The following is an 11,847-nucleotide window of genomic DNA, read 5'->3' as shown; positions in this document are numbered from 1 at the left end:
GTAGGGACAGCGCGTGACGGTCAACATGTCCAAGGGACAGGCCATCAGCCTGCAGAAGGCCGACGGGGGCACCCTGACCGCGGTGCGGATGGGACTGGGCTGGCAGGCGGCGCCCCGCCGCGGGCTGTTCGGCTCCCGTACGCGGGAGATCGACCTCGACGCGTCGGCCGTCCTCTTCGCCGACAAGCAGCCGACCGACGTCGTCTTCTTCCGCCACCTGGTCAGCGACGACGGCTCGGTCCGCCACACCGGTGACAACCTCGTGGGCGGCGCCGGACAGGGCGGCGACGACGAGGCGATCCTGGTCGACCTCCAGCGGGTGCCCGTCCACATCGACCAGATCGTCTTCACGGTGAACTCCTTCACCGGCCAGACCTTCGCCGAGGTGCAGAACGCGTTCTGCCGGCTGGTGGACGAGACCAACGGCCAGGAGCTCGCGCGGTACACCCTCACCGGCGGCGGGCAGTACACCGCCCAGATCATGGCCACGGTCCAGCGCGCGGGCGCCTCCTGGCAGATGAAGGCGGTCGGCGAGCCGGCCAACGGCCGCACCTTCCAGGACCTGATGCCGCACATCCTGCCGCATCTGTAATGGCGTACCGCATCTGTAAAGGCGTACCGCATCTGTAATGGCGTACCGCCCAGGTGAGCGCGTCGGCCCGGTTGAGCAGAGCTCACCGGGCCGACGCGCTCATCGCACCACCGCATCACCACACAACACGTACGGCACACAGCGGAACACAACGAGGGGACGCAGCCATGACGGCCGAGCTGGTCCGAGGGCAGAACCACCCGCTGCCCCAGACCCGTTTGGAGATCCGGATCTCTGCGGGCAATCCGATCGTGGCCGGGGCGACACTCGGCGATGAGCGGGGCACGGTGCACGGCGCCGAATGGGTCGCGCATCCCGCCTCGCCCCAGCTGGCCGGGATAGAGGTGCCCAAACAGGCGGCGGCCGACCACCGGCTCGCCGTGGACCTCGACGCGATGCCAGAGCACATCCACCGGGTCACCGTGCTGCTCGCGCTGCCGACCGGCGTCGGCGGCCCGACCCGGTTCGGCGCCATGGCCGCGCCGTCCGTCGCCGTCACCGGCCTCGACGGCACCGAGATCGCCGGCTACACCATCACCGATCTGGACTCGGAGTCCGCGGTGGCCGCCCTGGAGCTCTACCGCAGGCAGGGCGCCTGGAAGGTGCGCGCCATCGGCCAGGGGTACGCGGGCGGGCTGGCCGCCATGCTGCACGACCAGGGGCTGGAGCAGGGCACCGACCTCGCGGCGCGGATCAACGAGGCGGTGGCCAGGGGCGTGGCCCGCTCGGTCGCCCAGCCCCCGCCCCGCCCGGAGGGCGACGGCCGGGTGCGCACGGCCGCCGCGGGCGGCGGCACCGATCCGGCCCCGGCCCAGCCGCAGCAGCCGCAGGGCGCGCCGCAGCAGCCGCAGACCCCGCCGCAGCAGCCGCAGGGCACGCCCGCCGCCGGAGGGCCCATCGACTACCAGCACCCGGGCCGCCGTACGGCCGCGCCGCCCACACCCCCGCCCACGGCGCCGCCCGCCGCGCCCGGACAGCCCGCCCAGCCGGTCGCGGGCGACGCTTCCGGCTGGTCCATGGACGAGCGGCTCTACAACCAGGTCTGGGGGATGTTCGAGGACCTGGCCCGGACGACCGCTGCCTACCGCAGCGCGGTGGATTTCGCCGAGTCCCGTATGGAGCAGGAGCTGGACCGGGTGCTCTCCGACCCGCGCACCCGGGTGGGCCCGGCCGCCGACTCCGCGCGCGCCGAGGCGCGCGCCAAGCAGACCGACCTCGTCGAGCAGGCCCGGATCGCCCTCGACCGCGATCTGGCGCAGCTCATCGCCGAGGCCGAGGTGGTGGAGTCCGCGCTGCCGTACGCCTACGCCCGCTGGGACAGCCCGGTGTGGCAGGCGTACCAGGTGCCGATGGAGGTTCCGATGGCCCTGCGTCTGGGGGATCTGCACCTTCCGGAGCGCGCGGACCTGCGCATCCCGATGCTGGTGCGGCTGCCGCTGGAGCGGGGGCTGTGGATCGACGCCGGGCGTTCGGGCTCGTTCGACGGGCCGGCCGACTCCGGTGAGCTGCGCAGACTGGCCGCGGACGCGGCGGTGGCGATCGCGGCGCGGATGCTGGCCGTCTATCCGGCGGGGGAGTTCGCGGTGCGAGTGATCGACCCGGCGGGTTCGGCCGCGGGCTCGTTCGCGCCGCTGGTGGGGTCGGGTGTGCTGGCCGAGCCGCCCGCGGCCGGGGCCCAGGGGGTCTCGGCGGTGCTCGCCGCGCTGACCCAGCGTGTCGACCTGGTGCAGATGGCGATCCGCAGCGGGGCCACGGACGCGCTGCCGCCGGATATGGATACCGCCGAGCAGCTGCTGATCGTCCATGACTTCCCGCACGGCTTCGACGACCGGGCCGTCACCCAGCTGCGCTATCTGGCGGACGAGGGCCCCTCGGTGGGCGTGCATCTGATGATGGTCGCCGACCGCGAGGACGCGCGGGCCTACGGTCCGGTGCTGGACCCGCTGTGGCGATCGCTGTTGCGGCTCACGCCGGTGGCCGACGACCACCTCGCCGACCCCTGGGTGGGCCACGCGTGGACGTACGAGCCGCCGACGGTGCCGCCGGGCAGCCGGGTGCTGGACCAGGTGGTCGGGGAGGTGGGGAGGGCCGCGCAGGCTCTGAGGGCCGCGCGGGCCCGCCAGTCGTATGGCAGCTGACCAGGGCTGACCAGCCTGACCAGGGATTTTGCCTTTCTCTTTACTCTTTCATGGGGATTCCTGTACTCTCTTTTACGCGGAGGGGAGTACTCCTTAGCGGTGTTCCCGTCACCACGGATTCCGTCCGGCACCAGGAGGCCGGACGGAATCCCGGGACTCCGGTCCATGGCGCGGTCCATGGGCGGAAGAGACCTCCGGCAGCGACGACGCTGAGACTGCCGTACGAATGCCGGAGGAACCGTGGACGTATCCGTGACCATGTGGGGGCTGACGATCATCGGCCTCTGCGCCCTGATCGCCGCCGACTTCTTCATAGGCGGCCGCAAACCGCATGAGGTCTCCATCAAGGAGGCCGGGATCTGGACCGGCGTCTGGGTCGCCCTCGCCGGGCTCTTCGGGCTCGGACTGCTGGTCTTCGCGGGCGGCCAGCCCTCCGGCGAGTTCTTCGCGGGCTTCATCACCGAGAAGTCGCTGAGCGTCGACAACCTCTTCGTCTTCGTTCTGATCATGGCGAAGTTCGCCGTGCCGACGATCTACCAGCAGCGCGTGCTGATGGTGGGTGTGCTCATCGCCCTGGTGCTGCGCGCCGTCTTCATCGCCGCCGGCGCCGCGATCGTCTCGACCTTCGCCTGGGTCTTCTACATCTTCGGCGCCTTCCTCATCTGGACGGCCTGGAAGCTCATCCAGGAGGCGCGGGCCGATGAGGAGGAAGCGGAGTTCGAGGGGAACCGGCTGCTCAAGGCGGTCGAGAAGCGGTTCCCGTCCACCGACCGGTACCACGACACCAAGCTGTTCATCGTGGAGAACGGCAAGCGGCTGATGACCCCGATGCTGATCGTCATGCTGGCGATCGGCACCACCGACGTCCTCTTCGCGCTGGACTCGATACCCGCGATCTTCGGCCTCACCCAGGACCCGTACATCGTCTTCACCGCCAACGCCTTCGCGCTGATGGGCCTGCGCCAGCTGTACTTCCTCATCGGCGGCCTGCTCAGGAAGCTGGTCCACCTCTCGTACGGACTGTCGATCATCCTCGGCTTCATCGGCGTCAAGCTGGTGCTGCACGCGCTGCACGAGTCCGGGGTGCATGTCCCGGAGATCAGTATCCCGGTCTCGCTCGGCGTCATCTGCGCGGTGCTCGCCGTCACCACGGCCACCAGTCTGTACGCCTCGAAGAAAAAGGCCCTGGCGGAGGCGGGGAGCGGGGAGGACCGGGCCCGGGACAAGGACAGCGTCGACGTCTGACGGCGCCCGCGGCGTCACCGCCCTGACGGCGCCCGACAGCGCCCGGCGGCGTCCGACAGCTTTGTCCGGTCCCGGATCCGGGAGACGGGCTCACACAGCCGCCTCCCCGGCCTCCAGAGGCCGTACGGTCGACCGTCCACCGTCCGGACGGTCGGCCGTCGGCCGTGTCTCCGGCAGTAGGGCGAAGCAGCCCAGACTCAGCAGTGCCACGGCGGTCAGATACGCGGCGACGCCCCAGGGCGGGCCGTCGCCGTGGGACACCGCCGTCGCCACGATCGGGGTGAGCGCACCGCCCAGGACGCCCGCGAGGTTGTAGCCGAGCGCCGCCCCCGTACAGCGCACCCGCGCCTCGAACAGCTCGGGCAGATAGGCCGAGGTCACGGCGAACATGGTGATGAAGGAGAGCAGCGCGCCCAGGAAGCCCAGGAACATCAGCGGCGGCTCACCGGTGCGCAACAGCGCCACCAGCGGAAACATCCACACCACGATGGCCACGCAGCCCACCAGGCACATCGGCCGCCGTCCGAAGCGGTCGCCGAGATGGGCCGCCAGGGGCGTCAGGGCGCCCAGGACCGCCACGGCCGCCATGATGCAGCCCAGCAGGGTGGTGCGGGCCACCCCGAGCCGCTCCGTGCCGTACGCCAGCGACCAGGTCGTGACCGCGTAGAAGACGGCGTAGCCCACCGCGAGCCCGCCCGCGGTCAGCAGGACCAGCCGCCAGTGGCCGCGCACCACCTCGGCCAGCGGAGCCGCGGCTTGCTCGCCGCGCTCGGCCAGCTCCCGGAACCGCGGGGACTCGGCCACCTGGGCCCGCAGCAGCAGCCCGGCGCCCGCCAGCAGCCCCGCGCCCCAGAACGGCACCCGCCACCCCCAGGACCGGAACTCGCCGTCGCTCAGCGTGGCCGACAGGGCCAGCATCGTGCCGTTGGCCAGCAGAAAGCCGATGGACGGGCCGACCTGCGGAAAGCCCGACCACAGCCCGCGCCTTGCGGCGGGCGCGTGCTCGGCGGTCAGCAGCACCGCACCGCCCCACTCGCCGCCGAGCCCCAGCCCCTGCAGGAAGCGCAGCACGAGCAGCAGGACGGGGGCGGCGATACCGATCGAGCCATACGTCGGGACGAAGCCCACGGCGACGGTCGCGAGACCGGTGAGCAGCAGCGAGGCGATGAGCACCGGACGGCGCCCATGGCGGTCGCCGAGGGGCCCGAAGAGCATCGAGCCCAGCGGCCGGGAGACGAAGCCGACGGCGAAGGTGCCGAAGGCGGCGAGAGTGCCGGCCAGCGGCGAGAAAGTGGGGAAGAACAGCGGGCCGAGGACGAGCGCCGCGGCCGTGCCGTAGACGAAGAAGTCGTAGAACTCGATCGCGGTGCCGACCAGCGATGCGGCCGCGAGGCGGGCCATGGACGGTGAGCGGTCATGCTGCGGTGAGCGGTCGTGCTGCATGACGCGACAACCGCCCCGGCCCGCCGGGGGTCACGGGGCGTACGGAGGCGCGCGGCGCTCCGGGGCCGTGCGGGCGCCGCTACCAGCCGCGCTCGCGCCACTCCCCGAGGTGCGGGCGCTCGGCGCCGAGGGTGGTGTCGTCGCCGTGGCCCGGGTAGACCCAGGTCTCGTCGGAGAGCTGGTCGAAGAGCTTGGTCTCGACGTCGTTGATCAGGCTCTCGAACGCCTTGGGATCCTTACGGGTGTTACCGACCCCGCCCGGGAACAGGCAGTCGCCGGTGAACACGTGCGGATGGCCGTGCGGATCGTCGTAGATCAGGGCGATGCTGCCGGGGGTGTGGCCGACCAGATGGCGGGCGGTCAGCTCGACCCGGCCGACCCGCAGCGTGTCGCCGTCCTCGACCAGGACATCGGTGCGCGCCGGGATGCCCTCCGCGTCGTAGCGGCCCGCGTAGGTACGGGCGCCGGTGGCCTCCATCACCTCGCGCAGCGCGCCCCAGTGGTCGGGGTGGCGGTGGGTGGTGACCACGGACGCGATCCCGCTCTCGCCGATGAGGGAGAGCAGGGTGTGCGGCTCCGCGGCGGCGTCGATCAGCAGCTGTTCGTCGGTGGCCCGGCAGCGCAGCAGATAGGCGTTGTTGGACATGGGGCCGACCGCGACCTTCGAGATCATGAGGTCGGGCAGTTCGTGCACGTCGGCCGGTCCGCCGACCGTCACCACTCCGCTGTAGGTCATGGCCTCAGCCTAGTGCGGGCAGGACGGGCAAGGGACCGTCGGGGCAGGAGAGATCGGCGCCGTCCGTACGGCCGGTGAGCCGGCCCAGCGGGGCGGCGGGGGAGCCGGTGACGGTGACCGGGGATTCCCCGGGGTGGCGGGGCGGCCGGTGTGCCGGACGTCCGCTTCACCGGGCCCGGCGGCCGGCCGCACCGGGGGAATATCCGGGCGCCCGGCGAACCTTGTACGAGGAGCACGGTGATGAGGCGGCGCAGCGGCAGCCCGGCGGTCAGCAGCCGGTCCGTCGCCTCCTGTACGGCGGCGTCCCGCGCGTAGTCGGCCCCGGCGTGATCGGCCCCGGCGTAGTCGGCCATGACCCGACCGTAGTGCTCGCCACACGATCGGGTGAAGTCGGCTCCCGTGGCCCGCAAATCGAATGTGCGTGCTATAGGCTCGGTGTGCTGCATCCTTAAGACATCGTCGTCGTGCCCCCATACCCTGGGTTGGGGGCTTCGCTCCGCTCCGCCTCTGCTCCGACCGGCAGGGCCGCCCCGCGAGCGGGCTCGGCGCACCCCGACTCTCTCAAGAAAGGTGCCGACCGGCGTGGCCGACCGTCTCATCGTTCGTGGCGCTCGCGAGCACAACCTCAAGAACGTCTCACTCGACCTTCCTCGCGACTCGCTCATCGTCTTCACCGGGCTGTCCGGGTCGGGCAAGTCGTCCCTCGCGTTCGACACGATCTTCGCCGAGGGGCAGCGCCGGTACGTCGAGTCGCTCTCCTCCTACGCCCGCCAGTTCCTGGGGCAGATGGACAAGCCCGATGTGGACTTCATCGAGGGCCTGTCCCCCGCGGTGTCGATCGACCAGAAGTCGACCTCGCGGAACCCGCGCTCGACGGTCGGCACCATCACCGAGGTCTATGACTACCTCCGGCTGCTGTTCGCCCGTATCGGCAAGCCGCACTGCCCCGAGTGCGGCCGTCCGATCGCCCGCCAGTCGCCGCAGGCGATCGTGGACCGGGTGTTGGAGCTCCCCGAGGGCAGCCGCTTCCAGGTGCTCTCCCCGCTGGTGCGCGAGCGCAAGGGGGAGTTCGTCGACCTCTTCTCCGATCTCCAGACCAAGGGCTACAGCCGCGCCCGGGTGGACGGCGCCACCATCCAGCTGTCCGACCCGCCGAAGCTGAAGAAGCAGGAGAAGCACACCATCGAGGTGGTCGTGGACCGCCTCACCGTCAAGGACAGCGCGAAGCGCCGGCTGACGGACTCGGTGGAGACCGCGCTCGGCCTCTCCGGCGGCATGGTGATCCTCGACTTCGTGGACCTGGAGGAGGACGACCCGCAGCGGGAGCGGATGTTCTCCGAGCATCTCTACTGCCCGTACGACGACCTGTCCTTCGAGGAGCTCGAGCCGCGCACCTTCTCCTTCAACTCCCCCTTCGGCGCCTGCCCGGAGTGCACCGGCATCGGCACCCGGATGGAGGTCGACCCGGAGCTGATCGTCCCGGACGAGGAGAAGTCGCTGGACGAGGGCGCCATCCACCCCTGGTCCCACGGCCACACCAAGGACTACTTCGGCCGTCTGGTCGGCGCGCTCGCCGACGCGCTCGGCTTCCGTATGGACGTCCCCTGGGCCGGGCTTCCGCAGCGCGCCAAGAAGGCGCTGCTCAACGGGCACCGGACCCAGATCGAGGTCCGCTACCGCAATCGCTACGGCCGCCAGCGGGCGTACACCACGGCCTTCGAGGGCGCGCTGCCCTATGTGAAGCGGCGCCACTCCGAGGCGGAGAGCGACGCCAGCCGGGAGCGGTTCGAGGGCTATATGCGCGAGGTGCCCTGCCCCACCTGTGAGGGCACCCGTCTGAAGCCGATCGTCCTGGCCGTCACCGTGCAGGACAAGTCCATCGCGGATGTCTCGGCGATGTCGATCAGCGAATGCGCCGAGTTCCTGCGCGGCATGGAGCTGAGCGCGCGCGAGAAGACCATCGCCGAGCGGGTCCTCAAGGAGGTCAACGAGCGGCTGCGGTTCCTGGTCGACGTCGGCCTGGACTATCTCTCGCTCAACCGCGCCGCGGGCACCCTCTCCGGCGGCGAGGCCCAGCGCATCCGGCTGGCCACCCAGATCGGCTCCGGTCTGGTCGGTGTGCTCTACGTGCTGGACGAGCCGTCCATCGGCCTGCACCAGCGCGACAACCACCGGCTGATCGAGACGCTGGTGCGGCTGCGCGACCTCGGCAACACCCTGATCGTCGTGGAGCACGACGAGGACACCATCAAGACCTCGGACTGGGTGGTGGACATCGGCCCGGGTGCGGGCGAGCACGGCGGCAAGGTGGTGCACAGTGGGCCGCTGAGCGAGCTGCTGGTCAACCAGGAGTCGGTGACCGGGCACTATCTGTCCGGCAAGAAGGCCATCCCGCTGCCGGCGGCGCGCCGGCCCATGGATCCCAAGCGGCGCCTTACGGTCCACGGCGCCCGGGAGAACAACCTCCAGGACATCGATGTGTCCTTCCCGCTCGGGGTGCTCACCGCCGTCACCGGTGTCTCCGGATCGGGTAAGTCCACGCTGGTCAACGACATCCTCTACACCCATCTGGCCCGCGAGCTGAACGGTGCGCGGGCGGTTCCCGGGCGGCACACCCGGGTCGCCGGCGACGATCTCGTCGACAAGGTGGTGCATGTCGACCAGTCGCCCATCGGCCGTACCCCGCGCTCGAACCCGGCCACGTACACCGGCGTCTTCGACCATGTGCGCAAGCTGTTCGCGGAGACGATGGAGGCCAAGGTCCGCGGATACCAGCCCGGACGCTTCTCCTTCAACGTCAAGGGCGGCCGCTGCGAGAACTGCTCCGGTGACGGCACCATCAAGATCGAGATGAACTTCCTGCCGGATGTGTATGTGCCGTGCGAGGTCTGCCACGGCGCGCGCTACAACCGGGAGACCCTGGAGGTGCACTACAAGGGCAAGTCCATCGCCGAGGTGCTGGACATGCCCATCGAGGAGGCCCTCGACTTCTTCGAGGCCGTGCCCACCATCGCCCGCCATCTGCGCACCCTCAACGAGGTCGGGCTGGGCTATGTCCGGCTCGGGCAGCCCGCGCCGACCCTCTCCGGCGGTGAGGCCCAGCGCGTCAAGCTGGCGAGCGAGCTCCAGAAGCGGTCGACCGGCCGCACGGTGTATGTGCTGGACGAGCCGACCACCGGTCTGCACTTCGAGGACATCAGCAAGCTGATCAGCGTGCTCTCCGGCCTGGTGGACAAGGGCAACACGGTGATCGTCATCGAGCACAACCTCGATGTGATCAAGACGGCCGACTGGGTCGTGGACATGGGCCCCGAGGGCGGCAGCGGCGGCGGTCTGGTGGTCGCCGAGGGCACCCCGGAGGATGTGGCCTCGATCCCGGTCAGCCACACCGGGAAGTTCCTGCGGGACATGCTGGGCGACCGGGTGAGCGACGCCACGGTGCCCGCCGCGCGCAAGGGCGGCGTGACCGCCAAGAAGGCGCCCGCCAAGAAGGCCGCCGCGAAGTCCACGGCGGCCAAGAAGACCGCGGCTAAGAAGACCGTGGCCAAGAAGGCGGCGGCCAAGACCACGGCCGCCTCCAAGCGGGCGGCCGCGAAGTAGCCCAAGCCGCTGTGCCCGCGCCGCGCCCGGACCGACCCGGGCGCGGCGCGAGCGCAGGCGTAACGGTCTAGCTCAGGCCAGCTCGGACGCGTAGGGCGGCTCCGCGCCCGCGCGGGAGCAGGTGATCGCGGCGGCGCGGGCGGCGAAGCCCAGCACATCCCGCCAGGCCGCCTCGTCCAGCTTGGCCAGCGCGGGCGCCGACAGCGCCTGGTGCCCCGCAAGCCGGTGCAGCAGCGCGGCGTTCACGGTGTCGCCCGCCCCGATGGTGTCCACGATGTCCACCCGCTCGCCCGGTACCGAGATCACCGAGCCGTCCTGGCGCCGTACGCTCAGCCCCTCCCCGCCATGGGTGAGCACCACGGCCGCCGGGCCCGCCGCGAGCCACGCGCCCACGGCCCTCTCGACATCTCCCGCGTCCTCCGAGTCGGCCAGCCACCTGGCGTCCTCTATGGACAGCTTCAGCAGGCCGATATGGGGCAGCCAGCCGTGGAAGCGGGCCCGGTAGGCCCCGGCGTCGGGGATCAGGCCGGTGCGGATATTGGGGTCCAGCGTAGTGAAGACCCCGCGTCCGGCCTCGCGCCGCAGCAGCTCCTCGTACGCGCTCGCGCCCGGCTCCAGCACCAGTGAGCAGGTGCCGAGCGACAGCGCGCTCACCCCCTCGGGGAGGGACGGCGGCAGGGTGAAGAGCCGGTCCGCGGTGCCCTGCACATAGAAGCCGTACCCGGCCGAGCCATCGGCCCCGATGGAGGCGACGGCCAGGGTTGTGGGCTCCTCGCCGCGCTGCACCAGCGCGGTGTCCACGCCGTCCTTCCGCAGGCCCTCCAGCAGCGCCTCCCCGAAGCCGTCCGTGGAGACCCGCGAGCAGAACGCGGTGGGCGAGCCGAGCCGCCCCAGCGCCAGCGCGGTGTTGTACGGGCCGCCGCCGCGCGCGGGGCGCAGCGCGGGCAACTGGCCCCCCGCCGCGACGCTCGACATGCGCTCGGGCACGAGGTCGATCAGGGCTTCTCCGGCGACGACGATCACGAGACGGGGTCCTTTCCGGCGAGTCCGGGAGTTCCGGGGAGCGGTCGGTCGAGGGCTTCGGCCACACAGCCGCACGAGGTGCGGTGGACGAAGGCACAGGGCAGCCGTACGGTACGGGGCGGCCGCCCCGGGTTCTCCAGCCGCTCGAGCAGCAGCCGGACGGCGGTGGCGCCGACCTCCCGGCTGGGCTGGGAGATCGCGGTGAGCCCGGGGGAGAAGACATCCGCCCAGGAGAAGTCGTCGAAGCAGACCAGCGCGAGATCGTCCGGCACGCTCAGCCCCGCCGTTCGCAGGGCGCGCAGCGCACCGATGGTCATCGCGTTGTTCGCGGTGACCATCGCGGTGGGCGGTTCGGGGGAGGCCAGCAGCCGGTGGACGGCGTCCTCCGCGCCCCGCGCCTCGGAGTGGCCCTCGGCCAGCAGCCCGTGGCGGAACGGCAGTCCGTGCCGCTCCAGCCCGGCCCGGTAGCCCGCGATCCGTTCGGTGGTGGTGCTCAGCCCCGGCAGTCCCGCGACCAGCCCGATGCGGAGGTGGCCGAGATCGGCGAGATGGCCGACCAGCTGTTCGACGGGGCGCGCGTTCTCGGCGCACACCTGGTCATGGGCGTCGCCGGCCAGCCGGTCGAGGAAGACGGCGGGGATCTTACGGCGGGCCAGATACTCCAGCAGCCCGGCGGGCTCGGCCGACGGGGCGACGATCACGCCGTCCACCCGTCGCTCATGGAGCAGCCGGACGACGGTGAGCTCATGCTCGGGGTCGTCATGCGGATCGGCGATCAGCAGGCCGTAGCCCCGCTCCAGGGCGCTGGACTCGACGCCCTGGAGGATCTCGGTGAAGTACGGATTGCTGATCGCCGAGACGGCCAGGCCGATCGAGCGGGTGCGCGCGGTCACCAGGGAGCGCGCCAGCGTATTGGGGATGTACCCGAGGTCGTCGATGGCGTCCAGCACGGCCTTACGGGTGCCGGGGCGGACCGGCCGGGTCCCGTTGAGCACATGCGAGACGGTGGCCACGGACACCCCGGCGCGACGGGCGACATCGACCATGGTTGCCATCCGCTGCGGTCCTTA

General features: G+C 71.3%; 8 protein-coding genes. 4 read left to right on the top strand and 4 right to left on the bottom strand.

What is annotated here, in order from left to right; all coding sequences use genetic code 11:
- Positions 1 to 13: 13 nt before the first annotated feature.
- The 3 genes from J2Z30_RS00805 to J2Z30_RS00795 all read left to right on the top strand — a co-directional run bounded on the left by J2Z30_RS00805 (position 14) and on the right by J2Z30_RS00795 (position 3,975).
- On the top strand, positions 14 to 592 hold the full coding sequence (locus tag J2Z30_RS00805) for a TerD family protein (RefSeq protein ID WP_044577146.1): 579 nt from the start codon (positions 14 to 16) through the stop codon (positions 590 to 592).
- Between the two features lie 167 nt (positions 593 to 759).
- Positions 760 to 2,730, top strand: a complete 1,971-nt coding sequence (locus J2Z30_RS00800; RefSeq protein WP_044577149.1) for a TerD family protein — start codon at positions 760 to 762, stop codon at positions 2,728 to 2,730.
- Positions 2,731 to 2,970: 240 nt separating this feature from the next.
- The gene (locus J2Z30_RS00795) at positions 2,971 to 3,975 is read left to right on the top strand and encodes a TerC family protein (RefSeq protein ID WP_044577151.1); all 1,005 of its coding nucleotides are present in this window, start codon (positions 2,971 to 2,973) and stop codon (positions 3,973 to 3,975) included.
- A gap of 90 nt (positions 3,976 to 4,065) precedes the next feature.
- On the opposite strand, the gene J2Z30_RS00790 is transcribed toward J2Z30_RS00795, so the two are convergent.
- Both J2Z30_RS00790 and J2Z30_RS00785 read right to left on the bottom strand, forming a co-directional pair.
- Complete coding sequence (locus J2Z30_RS00790) at positions 4,066 to 5,376, bottom strand: MFS transporter (protein ID WP_044577154.1); 1,311 nt, start codon at positions 5,374 to 5,376, stop codon at positions 4,066 to 4,068.
- A 121-nt stretch (positions 5,377 to 5,497) separates the two neighbouring features.
- A complete protein-coding gene (locus J2Z30_RS00785) occupies positions 5,498 to 6,154 on the bottom strand; it encodes an MBL fold metallo-hydrolase (RefSeq protein WP_044577155.1) in 657 nt (218 codons plus the stop codon).
- 582 nt (positions 6,155 to 6,736) lie between these two features.
- On the opposite strand from J2Z30_RS00785, the gene uvrA reads away from it, so the two are divergent.
- On the top strand, positions 6,737 to 9,754 hold the full coding sequence (gene uvrA, locus J2Z30_RS00780; RefSeq protein WP_044577158.1) for an excinuclease ABC subunit UvrA: 3,018 nt from the start codon (positions 6,737 to 6,739) through the stop codon (positions 9,752 to 9,754).
- A gap of 72 nt (positions 9,755 to 9,826) precedes the next feature.
- On the opposite strand, the gene J2Z30_RS00775 is transcribed toward uvrA, so the two are convergent.
- Together J2Z30_RS00775 and J2Z30_RS00770 are read right to left on the bottom strand one after the other, a co-directional pair.
- A complete protein-coding gene (locus J2Z30_RS00775; RefSeq protein ID WP_044577161.1) occupies positions 9,827 to 10,777 on the bottom strand; it encodes a carbohydrate kinase family protein in 951 nt (316 codons plus the stop codon).
- Positions 10,774 to 11,832, bottom strand: coding sequence for a LacI family DNA-binding transcriptional regulator (locus J2Z30_RS00770; protein ID WP_044577162.1), 1,059 nt, complete (start codon positions 11,830 to 11,832; stop codon positions 10,774 to 10,776). Before J2Z30_RS00770 ends, J2Z30_RS00775 begins: the two co-directional genes overlap by 4 nt.
- Between the last annotated feature and the right edge of the window lie 15 nt (positions 11,833 to 11,847).

The sequence above is a fragment of the Streptomyces iranensis genome (assembly GCF_017874715.1).
Lineage (GTDB): Bacteria > Actinomycetota > Actinomycetes > Streptomycetales > Streptomycetaceae > Streptomyces > Streptomyces iranensis.
This window is presented reverse-complemented; position numbering and strand designations above follow the sequence as displayed.